The 16,366-nt window shown below is 68.0% G+C and carries 9 protein-coding genes; 3 read left to right on the top strand and 6 right to left on the bottom strand.

From position 1 onward, the window contains the following. Positions 1–9 precede the first annotated feature (9 nt). From VFS34_02305 to VFS34_02280, 6 genes are all read right to left on the bottom strand, one after another. Positions 10–1,596: a hypothetical protein gene (locus VFS34_02305; GenBank protein ID HET9793267.1), complete on the bottom strand. Its 1,587-nt coding sequence runs from the start codon at positions 1,594–1,596 to the stop codon at positions 10–12. A 163-nt stretch (positions 1,597–1,759) separates the two neighbouring features. After that, a complete protein-coding gene (locus VFS34_02300; GenBank protein ID HET9793266.1) occupies positions 1,760–4,426 on the bottom strand; it encodes a protein kinase in 2,667 nt (888 codons plus the stop codon). After that, positions 4,423–6,825, bottom strand: coding sequence for a protein kinase (locus VFS34_02295; protein ID HET9793265.1), 2,403 nt, complete (start codon positions 6,823–6,825; stop codon positions 4,423–4,425). The genes VFS34_02300 and VFS34_02295 overlap by 4 nt, the downstream gene beginning before the upstream one ends. Continuing rightward, complete coding sequence (locus VFS34_02290; GenBank protein HET9793264.1) at positions 6,822–9,215, bottom strand: protein kinase; 2,394 nt, start codon at positions 9,213–9,215, stop codon at positions 6,822–6,824. Before VFS34_02290 ends, VFS34_02295 begins: the two co-directional genes overlap by 4 nt. A 162-nt stretch (positions 9,216–9,377) precedes the next feature. Beyond that, entirely contained in the window at positions 9,378–10,331 is a 954-nt protein-coding gene (egtD, locus tag VFS34_02285; protein ID HET9793263.1) for an L-histidine N(alpha)-methyltransferase, read from the bottom strand. Further along, positions 10,328–11,653, bottom strand: a complete 1,326-nt coding sequence (locus VFS34_02280) for an SUMF1/EgtB/PvdO family nonheme iron enzyme (GenBank protein ID HET9793262.1) — start codon at positions 11,651–11,653, stop codon at positions 10,328–10,330. The genes egtD and VFS34_02280 overlap by 4 nt, the downstream gene beginning before the upstream one ends. 70 nt (positions 11,654–11,723) lie before the next feature. Between VFS34_02280 and aroC the strand changes: the two genes are divergently transcribed. The 3 genes from aroC to VFS34_02265 all read left to right on the top strand — a co-directional run. Further along, a complete protein-coding gene (gene aroC / locus VFS34_02275) occupies positions 11,724–12,890 on the top strand; it encodes a chorismate synthase (protein ID HET9793261.1) in 1,167 nt (388 codons plus the stop codon). Between the two features lie 45 nt (positions 12,891–12,935). Continuing rightward, positions 12,936–15,527 (top strand): WD40 repeat domain-containing serine/threonine protein kinase, encoded by a 2,592-nt coding sequence (locus VFS34_02270; GenBank protein ID HET9793260.1) that lies wholly within the window; start codon positions 12,936–12,938, stop codon positions 15,525–15,527. Continuing rightward, a partial coding sequence (locus VFS34_02265) for a serine/threonine-protein kinase (GenBank protein HET9793259.1) occupies positions 15,524–16,366 on the top strand: 843 nt, incomplete at its 3' end. The genes VFS34_02270 and VFS34_02265, both read left to right, overlap by 4 nt.

Raw genomic sequence — 16,366 nt, 5'->3', positions numbered from 1 at the left:
GGACGACTCCTAGCGCCGGCTCGTTCGATCCATGAACGCCGCGACGTCGGTCTTCATCGCCTTGAGCGCGTCCTCGTTGACGTACATCATGTGGCCCGCGGCGTAGTACTTCATTTCCACGTGCGGCCGCAGGTCCTTGGCGAGCAGGAGGTGGGACATCATCTCCTCGGTCGCGAGGAACGGCGTCGCGAGATCGAAGTACCCGTTCAGCACGAGCACGCGCAGGTTCGGATTGACGGTCAGCGCATGCGCGAGGTCGAGGCCGGTATTCGTGAAGGGGGACGGGAAACGCGCACCGGGCGCCTTGTGCTTGAAATCCCACTGCGGGAAGAGCCCGTAGTTGGTGATGATGTAGGTCTTTCCCTTTCCGAAGGCGAGATCCCGGTGGTAGTAGTCGAGGAAGGCCGCGGTATAGGCCGCGGTGATCGCCGCGCTCTGCGGATCGTACTCGGCGTCTCGGCCGATCGCGTCGAGGGTGGGGCCGGTGAAGCGCGCGTCCAGACGGCCGACGGTCTCCCCCCGATCCCGGAGCAGCTCCTGCGTGAAGGCCGCCTCGTCGATCCGGAGGTTCGACCGCTTGACGTAATCCTCCGGGAGTCCCGTGTATTCGTGGAGCTTGCGGGCGACGGCGTCGCGCTCGGCGTCTCCGATCGTGTCGCCTTTCATCAGCGCGGCGGCATACGGGCCGGTGGCCCAGGCGCGCACCTCGTCGAGGAACGGCTCGAGCTTCGCCGGCCGGTTGGGGAGCGCCTTGTGGTACCAGGAGACCGCGGCGTACGTCGGAAGGAAGAGCGGATAGGGCCGGTCGTTCCCCGGCGCGTTGAAGATCGCTTCCAGATCGAGCGCCACCGAGACGAGAATCACGCCGTTGAACGCCATTCCCTGGCTCTGGAGCCGGTCGACGATTCCCGCCGAGCGGGTCGTGCCGTAGCTCTCGCCGAGGAGGTACTTCGGGGAGTTCCATCGGCCGTTCTCGGTCACCCACTCCTTGATGAAGTTCGAGACCGATTCGATGTCGGGGTCGGTTCCCCAGAAATCCTTGTCCTTCGCCTCTCCCGCCGCCCGCGAGAGACCGGTCCCGACGGGATCGATCATCACGAGATCGCTCCGGTCGATGATGCTCTCCGCGTTGTCGACGACGCGATACGGGGGGGGCGGGGTGAAGCCCGCGTCCGTCACGACGACGCGGCGCGGACCGAGCGCTCCCATGTGCAGCCACACCGAGGAGGAGCCCGGACCGCCGTTGTAGGCGAACGTGATGGGGCGCGACGAGGGATCGCCGCCGCGCCGGACATAGGCGGTGTATCCGACGTTCGCCACGGGCTCCTCTTTCTCGTTTCGAACGACGAAGGTTCCCGCGGTGGCGGTGTAAGCGACGGTCGCCCCGCCGATCACGATCGAATGCGAGGTGACGGACTGCTCGGCCTTCGGCGGTTCCGTGGGGGTCCGCTTCGGCGTCTCGTCCCGAGGCGTCTCGCTGCGCCCCGGCTCGCTCCGAGCCGGCTCCCGTTTCGGCGATTCCGCCGGCTTCTCCTGCGCGCTCGCGCCGAATCCCAGGAAGCCCGCCACCAGACATGCCGCCGCGACTCGTTTCACTTCCAACCTCCTTCGAAGCTTCGCGGGATCTTATCGCGGCGAGGATATCCGGCGTTCGCCGTTCTCCTCGCCAGCGATGATCATGAGGCACGCCGAGGCGCGATCGAGACGGGATGCGGTCCGAGGATCTCGTATGGGCCGAGTCGAGAACCTGTGGCAAGTGTCATTCGGCCACACCCGGTTTCCAGTTGACGACGACGTTCAGCGGGAGCTCGTCGGCGACGACTTCGGGAACGATGGCGAGAAAACGTTTTCCATCTTTGGAAACGTCGAAGTCGAGCCAGGGCCATTTCCCTTTCAAGGCGAAGAGCTCCGTCGGCGTCCCGATCTGCAGGGAAGGAGCGGTTCGAATCGGTATCGACATCAAGCGATCGTCGCCCGAGACGAAGAGAAGCTCTCCGTCGCGACTCCAGCGCAGAGCTCGCGCGCCTCCGGTCGAGACACGGATTCTCTCTCCGGGCCCGGGATAAGGGGTCACGTAAACGTCCGGTCGGCCTGACTCGGCGGTGATCATCGCGACGTACCGGCCGTCGGGCGAGAAGCGCGCTTCGCTCTTGGGGAATGGCGCCCTGAGGAGAGGGACCGGCCTTCCGCCGCCGTCGAGCGGGTACGTCCAGAGATCGAACCAACCATGCTGGGTCGCCTCCATGTAGACCAGAGACCGGCCATCGGGCGAGACGTCCTGCGCGATCTGGAATTCTTCGCTCGGAGCGTTCGCTACAAGCTTCTCTTCTCTCCCCGTCGCGAGGTCCTTTCGAAAGAGCGTCGCCGCCTCGCCGCGGTCGGCCGAAAAGGCGATGCTCTTTCCGTCGGGCAACCAGATGGGAAAGACATCGGTTTCCGGGGCGGCAACGACGGGAGTCTCGGTACCACGCTCGAGGTCCAGTGACCAGACGTCCCACGTTCCCACCCCCGGCCTCGCCCGATCGAAGAGAGCCCGCCGGCCGTCGGAAGAGATCGAGACCGTCACGTACCTCCCGTGCGGACCCACAGAGCCCAACTCCCGGCCGGTTCGGTCGAACCAGGCCAGTTGGCTCACGTCCCCCTGAGACTGATACGCGAGGGTGCCGGTCCGCGAAACGGCGAAGGCGGCGCCCCCCGTCGTGAGGAAGTAACGAACCTGCTCGGCGATCGAGAAGGGCTCGCCGGTGACCCGGCCGCTCTCCGAATCGAAGCGCTGTCCGAGAAGGGCTCCGTCCTTCACGAAGATCAGATAACCGGGGTCGACGTACTGCACGGCCGATAGCATCGGCATGACGGGACGCGGCTTTTTTCCCGGCTCCGCCAGCATGAGGCTCCCATGACCATCGGCATAGCGGAGCAGGTAGAGAAACCGCCTTCCATCCGGCAGGAACCAGGGCCAGCCGATGCGTGCCTCGCCGCGCGAGAGATCGACCGGAATCAAATTGGCTGGCGCGCCGCCCGACGCCGAAACGTGGAAGATCCCTCGCCCCCTCGTAACTCCGGCAAACAGGATGTCGCCGTCGCTGCCCCAGGTCCCCGACCAGTACCGGCCGATGAGCGGAAGGTCGCAGATCGGGACGGCCGCGCCCCCGGAGAGCTCGACGCGCTTCAGCTTGGCTTCGGCGAAGAAAGCGATGGAACGGCCATCGGGAGAAAAGAACAGCGAGTCGGCGGCTTCGGTCCCCGGAATCGGCCGGGCGTTGGCGTCTGACAGCCGCCGCAGAAAGATCCGCTGGCCGCCTTCCGGATCGGACGCGACGTACGCGAGCCGCGACCCGTCGGGGGAGACGGCGAGAAAAGAGTCCTCCACGAAGAACGAGAAGGCGCCGTTTGCCGGGGGCGGAACGGAGAAGCGGATCGGGCCGGCGTCGGGCGGGGAGTGAGATCCCCGGCGAGCGACGAGCACAACGACGCCGAGGAGCAGCACGCCGGCAATCGCCCAGGGAATGACGTCGCGTCGTCGACCGATAATCGGGCTTGGTGCCGGGGCGGCGGCCGGGCCGCTCATGACCTCGGAAAGATGCTGCCGCAGCAACGCGAGCTCGCGCGCGAGGTCCCGCGTCGACCCGTAACGGTCGGCGGGCTCCTTGGAAAGGCACCGTTCGACGACCCAGAAGAGCTGCGGCGGAACTCCGGCCCCCGGCGGATCGGGCTCGTCGCGGATGACCGCGGCCATCGTCTCGCCGGGCGACGCTCGCCGGAAAGGCGGCTTCCCGGCGAGCATCTCGTAGAGAATCGAGCCGAACGCGAATTGATCCGACCGAAAATCCACCGCACGCCCGCTCGCCTGCTCCGGCGACATGTACGCGACCGTCCCCATCACCAGGCCGTCGGAGGTCTTCAGGCCGTCCGAGGTCGGAAGCTGAGAGAGGTCCGCCCCTTCCGTCTCCACGAGCTTCGCCAGGCCGAAATCCGCGATCTTCGCATCGCCCGACTTCGTGAGCAGGATGTTCTCGGGCTTCAGGTCCCGATGCACGATCCCGCTCTCGTGGGCCTCCGCGAGCCCCGAAGCGATCTGAACGGCGAGATCGAGCGCTCGCCGGAACGGCAGCGGACCGCGATCGAGGAGATCCCGGAGGCTCCCTCCCGCAACGACTTCCGTGACGATGTAGAAGCGGTCTTTCTCCCGGCCGACGTCGAATACCGAAACGACGTGCGCGTGAGACAGTGCCGAAGCCGACCGCGCTTCGCGCTCGAAACGCGAAATCCTCTCCGCGTCGTTCGCGAGATCCTCCGGAAGTATCTTGACCGCCACCTCCCGCCCGAGACGCGTGTCGCGGGCGCGGTACACCTCCCCCATCCCCCCGGCGCCCAGCGGAGACAGGATTTCGTAGGGCCCGAGGCGGGTCCCCGAGGCCAGCGTCACGGCGTTTTCCCCGAGGCCGGCAGGCCGACGCGCGCGACGATCTTCCCGAATCGCGGATCCGTCCGAATCGGGTCGAACATCGGATCGGCATTGAGGTAGATCAGCCAGCCGTTGCGCTCGGTGACGGCCTTGTCGAGATACGCGAAGGCCTCGTCCCGGTTTCCGAGGCCGATGTGCGTGAGGGCGAAATCGATCGGCTCGACGTAACGGCTTCGGGAGAGTTCCTCCAGCCGGCGGAGGATGCGTTCCGCATCTGTCTTTCGACCCGCGCGCCCGTATCCCCAGCCGAGGAGCCCGAGAGACTGCGGGGATCCGCCCGAAGGCTCGACGCATGACTCCAGGGCTCGGACGGCGCCGGCATGGTCTCCCTGCGCCGTCAGGATCTGACCGAGCGCCCAGTTCACAAGCAGCGAGCGGGGATCGAGCTCGATCCCCCGGCGGGCTTCCGCGGCCGCAAGGTCGTATCTCCTCGCAAAGTAGTAAGCCTGTGCCAGATCGGACGCAAGATTCGCGGAGAGCGGGTCAAATTTCTCGGCCTTCTTCATCACCGCGATGGCTTCATCGAAGCGGCCCATGACCTCGAGGTAGAACGAATACTGGTCCTCGGGCACCGTCCAGGATATGTCGGCGGGCTCGAGAGCGATCGCCTGCGTGAGCTCGCTTTCGGCCCTCGTCCAGTCCCAGTCCCGGTTCAGGAGGACTGCCGCCAGCGCAACGTGCCCGTCCGGCAGCTGGCCGTCGAGCTCGATCGCCCGTTGCGCGCTCTCCCGGGACTTCCTCCAGGACTCGGCCGGATCGCGGAAACCGTTGAAGCCCTGCACCGCGTAGGTCACGGAGATGCCGACGAAGGCGAGAGCGAACTTCGGATCGCGGCGGGTCGCGTCTTCGAACGCTTCTCTCGCTCTGTCGAATTCTTCCGGGCCGACGCGATTCAGGAGATATTTGCCTTTCAGGTACGCCTGATAGGCTTCGGGGTCCCCCGTCGGTCTCCTCTGAAGACGTCCCTTTTCCTCCCCCGTCAACCTCCCGCGAAGCGCCGTGGCGATCTCGGAAGCGATCTCGCTCTGCATCGAAAAGATGTCGGACATCTTCCGGCGGTACTGGTCTCCCCAGAGGTGCCGCCCGTCCTGCGCGTCGACGAGCTCCGCGCCGACGGAAAGCGAATCGCCCACCGCGAGGACATGGCCCGTGAGGACCGCGCGGACGTTCAGCTCCTTTCCGACCTTCTCGAGGTCGATCTCCCGCCCCTTGTAGTGGAACGACGAGGCCCGCGAGATCACCCGGAGGCCGGAGACCTGCGAAACCTTGTTGATCAGGCTCTCCGTGATCCCGTCGCTCAGGAACTCCGTGTCCGGCTTCCCGCTGGAGTTCTCGAAGGGAAGGATCGCGAGGGAGTCGATCCCGGCCGGGGCGGAAGCGCGTCTCCGCAGGAGGAAGAACGCTCCGGCCGCGAGCGCCGCCGCGACGACCGCGGCCGCGATCATCCGATTCCGCCGCGCGGCGGGCGTCGCTCCGGGCGCCGCCACCGGGACGGACGGCGTGCGTGCGTCGTGTCCCGCCGCCTTCAGGTCGTGGACGAGGTCGCGCGTCGAGCCGTACCGCCGCTCCGGATCCTTTTCGAGGCATCGGTGAACGATCCTCGCGAAGGGCTCCGACATCCCCGGTGAGGCGCACGCGAGCGGGCGCGGATCGTCCCTGAGGATCGCGGAGAGCGTGTCGGCGGGATTGCCGCGGGCGAACGCGCGCCTTCCCGCCGCCATCTCGTAGAGGATCAGTCCCAGCGAGAACTGGTCGGACCGGAAGTCGACTTTCGCGCCGCGCGCCTGCTCCGGCGACATGTAGGCGACCGTACCCATGACGATGCCGGTCGCGGTCGAATCCGCCGCCGCGGTCACCATTCTCGAGAGATCGCCCGAGGATTCCGTCTGTTTCGCGAGACCGAAGTCCGCGATCTTGACCACCCCCGACCGGTTGATCAGGACGTTTTCGGGCTTCAGGTCCCGATGCACGACCCCCCCCTCGTGCGCGGCGGCGAGTCCTTCGGCGATCTGCGCGGCGATGTCGGTCACTCTCGCGGGAGGGATCGGGCCGTCCTCGAGGAGATGTCGAAGGTCCGAACCCTCGACGAGCTCGGTCGCGATGAAAGGGATGCCGCGCTCGGTGCCGACATCGAAAACGGTGACGATGTGCGGGTCCGCCATGGCCGACGCCGACCGCGCCTCCATTTCGAATCGGCGCACGCGTTCCGGGTCGCCTGCGACTGCTTCCGGGAGGATCTTGAGCGCGACCGTCCGGCCCAGCCGCGTGTCGCGCGCCCGATAGACCTCTCCCATGCCGCCGGCGCCCAGGGAAGAAAGGATCTCGTAGGGACCGAGCCTGACGCCCGTCGACAGCGTCACGAGGTCCTCGCCTTCGGGGGAGGCAGGCCGACGCGCGCGACGACCTTCGCGAAGCGCGGATCGGCGCGGATCGGGTCGAACATCGGCTCCACGTTGAGGAAGATCAGCCAGGCATTGCGCTCCTCGACCGCACGGTCGAGCCCGGCGAACGCGGCGTCCGCGTTCCCCATGCCGATCTCGACCATTGCGCGGTCGAACGGCGCGACGTAGCGCTCCCGAGACGACACCTCCATTCGGCGCAGGACTTCCTTCGCGTCGGCGATCCGTCCGGCGCGCCCGTATGCCCACCCGAGGTTACCGAGATTGAACGACTCTCCCCCCGACCGCTCGACCGCGGATTGGAGCGACGCGATCCCCGCCTCGGACTTCCCCTCCATGACGAACGACAGGCCCAATGCCGTCAACCCGAAGACGGAATCGGGCTGGAGCTCGAGGGCACGGCGCGCCTCCCGGATCGCGGCGTCGAATTTCCTCGCGTAGTAGTACTCCTGAGCGAGGTCCGCCGCGAGGAAGGGAGAAAGAGGATCCGTCTTCTGGGCCGTCTTCTCCGCGGCGACGGCCTCATCGAGACGGCCCATGGCCGCCAGGTAGAAGGAAAAAAGGTCGTTCGGCTCGGCGAGCGACAGGTCGACCGGCCCGAGCGTCATCGCGCGCTTCAACTCTCTCTCGGCGGCCGCCCAGTCCCAGTCGTGGTTCAGATAGACGGCGGCGAGTGCCGTGTGCGCGTCGGGCAGGGACGCGTCGAGGGCAATGGCCCGCTCGGCGTGCTCACGGGACTTCGGCCATGCCTCCGTGGGGTTGAGGTAGCTCGCGGACCCTTCGATCCCGTAACAGCCCGAGATGCCGACGTGGGCGAGGGCGAAATCCGGGTCGAGCGACACGGCCTCCTCGAAAGCGGCCCGGGCCTTTTCGAGATCGCCCGGGTTGCTGCGGCCGAAGAAATATTTCCCCTTCAGATATTCCTGGTAGGCGGCGAGGTTGCGCGTCGGGCGCTTTTCGATCCGACCCTGCTCCTGTCCCGTCAGTGGGCCGCGAAGCGAGGTTGCGATCACCGACGCGATCTCGCTCTGCATCGCGAAGACGTCCGAGATCTTCCGGTTGTACTGCTCTCCCCAGAGGTGCCGCCCGTCGCGCGCGTCCACGAGCTCGGCGCCGACGGAGAGGGAGTCTCCCACCGCCGCCACGTGCCCGGTCAGGATCGCCCGAACGTCCAGCTCCCTCGCGACTTTCGCGGGGTCGATTTCCCTCCCCTTGTAGTGGAACGCCGACGTGCGAGAGATCACCCGCAGGCCGGAGACCTGCGACACCTTGTTGATCAGGCTCTCCGTGATCCCGTCGGTCAGGAATTCCATGTCCGCCTTACCGCTCGAGCTGACGAAGGGCAGGATCGCGAGGGAATTGATCGGTTCCGACACCGGCTTCGGATGCCGCAGGAAAAGGAACGCCGCGAGCGCGGCGGCGGCGAGGGCGAGGGCGAGCGGGATGACGAATTTCCGAAGGGGCGGCGACGTCTTCGCCGCCACGGTCGACGGAGAGGAAGCGACGAGCCCTTTCAGGTCGTGGGCGAGGTCGCTCGTCGAGCCGTACCGCCGCTCCGGGTCCTTTTCGAGGCATCGGTGGACGATCCTCGCGAAAGGCTCCGACATCCCCGGAGAGGCGGACGCGAGCGGGGGCGGATCGTCCCTGAGGATCGCGGAGAGCGTGTCGGCGGGATTGCCACGGGCGAACGCCCGCCTTCCCGCCGCCATCTCGTAGAGGATCAGTCCGAGCGAGAACTGGTCGGACCGGAAGTCGACTCTCGCGCCGCGAGCCTGCTCCGGCGACATGTAGGCGACCGTTCCCATCACGATGCCGGTGGCCGTCGAATCCGCTGCCGCCGTCGCCATCTGCGAGAGATCGCCCGAGGACCGATCCGTCTGCTTCGCGAGGCCGAAATCGGCGATCTTGACGGCGCCCGACCGGTTGATCAGGACGTTCTCGGGCTTCAGGTCTCGATGCACGATTCCCTGCTCGTGTGCGGCGGCGAGTCCCTCGGCGATCTGCGCGGCGATTTCGATCACTCTCGCGGGAGGGACGGGACCGCCCTCGAGGAGATGTCGGAGGTCCGAACCCTCGACGAGCTCGGTCGCGATGAAGTGGATGCCCCGCTCGGCGCCCACGTCGAAAACGGTGACGATGCGGGGATCGGCCAGGGCCGAGGCCGACCGCGCCTCCATTTCGAATCGCCGCACGCGTTCCGGGTCGGCGGCGACCGCTTCGGGGAGGATCTTGAGCGCGACCGTCCGGCCCAGCCGGGTGTCGCGCGCCCGGTAGACTTCTCCCATGCCCCCTGAACCCAGGAGCGAGATGATCTCGTACGGTCCGAGTCTGTCGCCGGCCGGGAGCGTCATGGCAAACCCGTCGTCGCGCCGAACCCGCCTTCGCCAAGGCTTCGGCGAGGCTTCCGGCTCCGAAGGAGCGAAGGCGGATCGCCAGGTGCGAGGCGGGTTCCCACAGTCAGCATGCGCTCGTCGGTCTCGCGGAATCTTAGCCGCGTTCCGGCCCTGCCGGGATCACCCCGCGAAGAAGAGCGCGAGCGCGAATTGAGCCACGGGGTCGATCCACTGCCGGCGGCAGGCGAATCCCGCGCCCTCGACGAGCCGTGTCAGGTCCGCGGGCGTGTACTTGTACGAGCTCTCCGTCCAGATGAAATCGCCCTCGGCGAACCGCACCTGGATTCCGGCCGCGGGAATCGAGACGTCCTGGTCGCGAAGCGAGACGAGCCGCATTTCGACCCGGGATTCGGCCGGATCGAAGACCGCGCGGTGGGTGAAGGACGCGAGGTCGAAGTCCCCGCCGAGCTCCCGGTTGATCCGGAGGAGGACGTTCTTGTCGAACGCGGCGGTGATGCCGAGGGGATCGTCGTAGGCGAGGAGCAGATCCGCTTCCGGCTTGACGAGATCCGCGCCGAGGAGGAGCGCGTCGCCCGGGCGGAGCGTCGCCCGGATCGCGCGCAGGAAATCGGCCGCCGCGCCGCGGTCGAAGTTGCCGAGGTTCGATCCCAGGAAGAGGACGAGGAGCCCGCCGCCGTTGCGCTCGCGGGCGACGCGCCGCAGCCCTTCCTCGTAGGACGCGCGGTGCCCGACCACGGAGACGCCTTCGTACCGGCCGAGCCGCCGCTCCGTCTGGTCGAGCGCGGACTGCGAGATGTCGATCAGATGCGTCGCGAGAGCCGCCCGCTCCCGGACGAGCGCGGCCGCGAGCAGGGCGATCTTCTCCCCGTCTCCGGGGCCGAGCTCGGTCAGCGTCAGCGGATCGGGGAGCTCCGCGGCGATCTCGTCGGCGTGCCGCGAGAGAAGACCGAGCTCCGCGCGGGTGATCGTGTACCAGGGCAGCCGGCAGATCGCCTCGAAGAGCCGGCTTCCGAGCCGATCGTAGAGGTACTTGGACTGGAGCTGGCGCGGCGTCAGGGCGAGATCGCGTGCGACGTCCAGCGCGAACGCGGAAAGCGTCGCCGCCGAGCTCACACCGCGTCCCGGGCGCAGCGGAACGTGGCGTACGGATACGGGTAGCGCGGTTGAAACCAGTTCCGGAAACTCCGGCGAAGCATCGAAGGCGCCGTCGCGGGCGATCCCCCCTTCATCACGTAGTGCGCGCCGTCGAAGAAATCGGCCGAATAGCCGGGATAGAGCGGGCTCGCCCGGAAGCCCGGAAAGCCGGAAAACGGCGTCGACGTCCACTCCCAGCCGTTCCCCACGAGGTCGCGCACGCCCCAGAAGCTCTCGCCGGCGGGAAAGCTTCCGACGGGAACGGGATCGTACCGGAACATCCCGAAGTTCGCGCGAGAGGAATCGGGCGGGTCCTCTCCCCACGGGAACGATCGCTCCTCGCCCGAAGACGTCCCGTACGCGGCCCGATGGATCTCAGCCTCCGTCGGCAGCCGTCTCCCGCGCCAGCGGGCGAACGCCGACGCTTCGGCGTGGCTGACGTAGACCGGCCACGCGAGCGGAAGCTCGACGGCCTCGAACATCGTTCGCCACTTCCAGCGCCCTCCGTCCCGCTCCCAGAAGAGAGGATGCGCGATCTTCCCGCCCGAGATCCACGCGCGGGCGGCATGGTCCCACCAGCGCGCGTTCCCGTAGCCGCTGGCATCGACGAATTCGAGGTACTCGCCGTTGGTCACGTCGTTCCGGTCGATCTCGAAGGCCGGCACGTCGACGGCGAGCTTCGGGAACTCGTTGTCCCATCCGAACGGGATCCCGCCGCGTTCGGCACCGAGCGTCGCGATTCCCGCCGGAACGCGGACCGTTTCCGGAGCCGGTCCGGCCCCGAGCGGCGCGTGTGGCGAACGCTCCGGCGGGCACTTCATCGAGAAATCGAGCCGGTGAAAGATGTAGAGGAGGGTCTCCTGGTGCATCTCCTCGTGCTCGATGCACATCGCCGCGGCCTCGCGCGCGAAATCGACGTCCGCGACTTCCCCCGCGTCGATGGCCTCGAACGCCGCCGAAAGCCGCTCGCCGGCCTCCCGGAGGTACGCCTCGATCTCGGACCGCTCCGGCCATCGGGCGATCGACACCTTCTCGGCGGTGGCGGCGTCGGCGGGGTCGATGCCGCGTTCGAAGAGCGTCTCGAAGTCGGCGCGGATCCCCGGCCGGCCGAGCGCTCTCTTCAGGAGGGTGTTGACCGCGAAGGCGGGCAGGTGTCCGCGGTAGAACACGATCGGGTGCCGGAGAGGAATGGGGCGCGCGAGGAACGCCTCGTCGCGGATGAACGAGAAGAGGTCCTCGGTGCGCTTCCGCGCCGCGGTGAACCGGGAGAGGAGCGCGCCTCCGGCCGCCGTCGAAAGCATGATCGTCAAACGGAAATCCTATTCCTGTTTCTTTGTCTTTTGAAAAAGGATCGGTCAGACTCTCCGCGCGATGACGTTGCGCCTGACGACCGCCGGCGAGTCCCACGGACCCGCGCTGAGCGCGATTCTCGAGGGGATACCGGCCGGCCTGACGATCGACCGCGAACTCCTCCGGTCCGACATGTCGCGCCGGCAGCATGGATACGGCCGCGGCGGGCGAATGAAGATCGAGACCGACGCGGTCGAGATCACCGGCGGTGTCCGCGGAGGGGTGACGCTCGGCTCTCCGGTCGCTTTCCGGATCGAGAACCGGGATTTCGCCAACTGGAAAGCGGTGATGGACCCGTGGGAGGTCGATCCCGAAGCCGCCGCCTCCCGCCGCGTCCGCCGGCCGCGCCCAGGACACGCCGACCTCGCCGGCGCGCAGAAGTTCGGCGCCGACGACCTGCGGAACGTCCTCGAGCGCGCGTCGGCGCGCGAGACCGCCGCCCGGGTGGCGGCCGGCGCGGTCTGCCGGATGCTCCTCTCCGAATGCGGCATCCGGATCGCGAGCGGCGTCCTGTCGCTCGGTGCCGTCGAAGGCGACGTACCCCGGACGTTTGCTTCCCTCGAACGGGTCGACGATTCCTCCCCGCTCCGCGCCCTGGATCGGGCCGCCGAGAAGAAGATGGTCGCGGCGATCGACGAAGCGAAAGCGAAGGGCGAAACGCTCGGCGGATCGATCCTGATCGGCGCCGCGAACGTTCCTCCGGGACTCGGCTCGTACGTCGCGTGGGACCGGAAGCTCGACGGGCGGATCGGACGCGCGATCCTCTCGATTCCCGCCGTCAAGGCCGTGGAGTTCGGCTCCGCGATCGAAGCCTCCCGCGGTTTCGGTTCCGCGGCCCACGACGAGATCCTTCTCGAAGGCCGGCGCCGTACGAATCGGGCGGGAGGGCTCGAAGGCGGGGTGACGAACGGGGAGGACGTCCTCGTCGTCGCCTACATGAAGCCGATCTCGACGCTGGCCCGCGGCCTCTCCTCGATCGATCTGGACACGGGAGAACCCGCGACCTCCGCCTATGAACGGAGCGACGTCACCGCCCTCCCCGCCTGCGGCGTCATCGCGGAAGCGATGCTCGCTTTCGTGCTCGCCGAGGCGCTCCTCGAGGTGACGGGCGGCGACCGCATGGAGGACGTGAGGGGGCGCCTCGCGGCGCATCGGAAGCGCGTCGACGGGTGGTTTCCCCGCCGCTGATCCGGCCTGTCCGGACGATATACTCCCGGACAAGTTGAATCGGGCATGACTCTTTCCGCCGGGACGCGGCTCGGCCTCTACGAAATCCTCTCCCCCCTCGGCGCCGGCGGGATGGGCGAGGTCTACCGCGCGCGGGACGCGAAGCTGAACCGCGACGTCGCCGTCAAGGTCCTGCCGGCGCACCTCGCGAACGACCCGGAAGCGCGCGCGAGATTCGAACGGGAAGCCCAGGCGGTCGCCGCCCTCTCGCACCCGAACATCCTCGCGATCCACGATTTCGGCTTCGAGAACGGCGTCGCGTATTCGGTCACGGAGCTTCTCGAAGGGGAAACGCTTCGCGCGCGGCTCGTGGGCTCGCCCCTCCACTCGCGCAAAGCGATCGACTTCGCGCTCCAGATCGCCCGCGGCCTCGCCGCCGCGCACGAGCGCGGCGTCGTCCATCGCGACTTGAAGCCGGAGAACATCTTCCTCACCAAAGACGGCCACGTGAAGATTCTCGACTTCGGTCTCGCGCGGATGACCGGCACGGCCGAAGCCGGCGCCGCGACGAACGCCCCCACCGTGGAAGCCGCGGGGACGGCGCCCGGAACCGTGATGGGCACGATGGGCTACATGTCCCCCGAGCAGGTCCGGGGGCGGAGCGCCGATCACCGCACCGACATCTTCTCCTTCGGGGCCGTCCTCTACGAGATGCTCTCCGGGCGCCGGGCGTTCCGCGGCGACACCGCCGCCGACACGATGACCGCGATCCTGAAAGAAGAACCTCCGGACCTGTCCGACACGAACCGCGCCGTTCCCGCCGCGCTCGAGCGCCTGGTGCGGCACTGTCTGGAGAAGAACCCGGAAGACCGGTTCCAGTCGGCGCGCGACCTCGCCTACGACCTCGAGGCGGTTTCGGGGCTGTCGACGTCGGAAGCGCGATCCGGAGCGGCACCGGCGAAACGAGGGTGGATCGCTCCGAAGATCGGCCCGCGGGCCGCCGCCGCCGCCGTGGCCGCCGCGCTTGCGCTCGGATGGATTGCGGCGAGGCTCGGCCGCCCGGCCGCCGCTCCCGCTCCCGTGTTCCGCCAGCTGACGTTCCGGCGCGGCTTCATCGGCTCCGGCCGCTTCACGCCGGACGGACAGTCGGTCCTCTTCTCGGCGCAATGGGACGGGCTCCCGCCCGAGATCTTTCTCAAGCGGCCGGAGACCCCCGACGCGCTTTCGCTCCAGCTCCCTCCGGCCGAAGTCCTCGCCGTTTCCTCGACCGGGCAGGCCGCGATCTCGCTCAACTGCCGGCAGGCGCACAACGGCGCGTGCGCGGGAACGCTCGCCGTCGTTCCGCTGACCGGCGGAGCTCCGCGCCCGCTCGAGGACGGGATCCAGTGGGCCGACTGGACGGCCGACGGCACGTCCATGCTCGTCGAACACGACGTCGACGCGAAGGCCAGACTCGAGTTCCCCGCCGGTAAGGTCCTCTACGAGACGACGGGACACGTGAGCTGGCCGCGCTTCGCGCCGGACGGAAGGACGATCGCCTTCCTCGACCATCCGTTCCCGACCGACGACCAGGGCGCGGTCGCGATGATCGATCTCGCGGGAAAGAAGAGGAAGCTCTCCCGCGACTACGAGAGCGTGCAGGGCCTGTCGTGGTCGCCGGAGGGGAAGGAAATCTGGTTCACGGCGGCGGAAGCGGGCGCCGGACGCTCGCTTCGCGCGGTGACGCTCTCCGGCAAGGAGCGCGTCCTTTCGAACGTTCCGGGCGGCCTCACCCTGCGGGACATCTCGAAGACGGGCCGGGTGCTGCTGACGCACGACAACGTGCGCAAGGGAATCATGGGGCTCGGCCCCGGGCAGACGCGCGAACGCGAGCTCTCCTGGCTCGACTGGTCCCTGCCCTACGACCTGTCCGACGACGGCACGACGCTCCTTCTCGACGAGCAGGGACAGGCGGTCGGCGAGAATTACGCGGTCTGCATCCGGAAGACCGACGGATCGCCCATCATCCGGCTCGGCGACGGCGTTCCGCGGTCGCTCTCCCCCGACGGGAAATGGGCGGCCACCGCGCTCATGAAGAAGCATGCCCCGCTCACCCTCCTGCCGACCGGGACGGGCCAGCCCCGGACATTGCCCTCCGACGGGAAGCTCCAGGTCAATACGGTCCAATGGCTCCCCGACAGCCGCCGCGTCGTGTTAAACGCCACGGCCGACGACGGCACGCGGCGGATCTACGTCCAGGACATCGAGCACGGGCTCCCGCGCGCCGTCACTCCTCCGAGCGTTCAAGTCGCCGGTTTCATGATTTCGGTGGACGGAAAGTATGCGATCTACGGCGGGGGAAACGTCCCCCCGTCCACGGTTTCCATCGACGGAGGAACGCCTCCGCCGCCTCCGAAGCTCGACCTCTCGGGTCTCACGGCGATCCGGTTCAGCGGCGACGGGCGGTATCTCTTCGCGCGCGACCACAAGATTCCCGCGAGCATCTACCGGTTCGATCTCTCGACGGGCCGCAAAGAGCTCCTCCGCGAGCTGTCGCCGGGCGACCCGGCGGGCCTCCAGTTCATCGGACAGATCTTCCTCTCGGCCGACGGCCGCTCGTACGTTTACGGCTACACGCGCGCGCTTTCGGATCTGTTCGCCGTCGACGGGTTCAAGTGACGCTCGCCGCGGGAACGAAGCTGGGTCCCTACGAAATCCTGTCGCCGCTGGGCGCCGGGGGCATGGGAGAGGTCTACCGCGCCCGCGACACGCGCCTCGGCCGCGATGTCGCGGTGAAAGTCCTTCCCGAGCATCTCTCCGGCAACGCCGAGTTCCAGCAGCGCTTCGAGCGCGAAGCGAGAGCCGTCTCGCAGCTCTCGCACCCGCACATCTGCTCGCTCTACGACGTCGGCCACCAGCAAGGCGTCGAGTACCTCGTCATGGAGCTCCTCGAGGGGCAGATGCTCTCGGACCGTCTGACTCGCGGTCCGCTGCCGCGAGAGCAGGTCCTCGAGCTCGGGAAACAGATCGCCGACGCTCTCGACGCCGCCCACCGGCGCTCGCTCGTCCACCGGGACTTGAAGCCCGGAAACGTCATGATCACGCGCTCCGGCGTGAAGCTCCTCGATTTCGGACTGGCGAAGACGATCGGGACGCGAACCGACGAGGCGGACGTCACGTCGCTGCCGACGGAGGCGGATCGCCCGCTGACCGAACGGGGCACGATCCTCGGCACCTTCCAGTACATGGCGCCCGAGCAGCTCGAGGGGAAGCCCGCCGACGCCCGGACCGACATCTTCGCGCTCGGCTGCGTGCTCTACGAGATGGCGACCGGGAAGAAGGCCTTTTCCGGAGCGAGTCGCGCCTCGCTGATCTCGTCGATCATGACGAGCGAGCCCCCGCCGATCTCGTCGATCCAGGCGAGCTCGCTCTTGACGTCATGGGCCGACTGCCAGCGGTCGTCGGGGTCCTTGGCGAGACAGGTCCGCACGATCCGGTCGAGCGCGGGAGGCGTCATC

Source organism: Thermoanaerobaculia bacterium (assembly GCA_035717485.1).
Lineage (GTDB): Bacteria > Acidobacteriota > Thermoanaerobaculia > UBA5066 > DATFVB01 > DATFVB01.
This window is presented reverse-complemented; position numbering and strand designations above follow the sequence as displayed.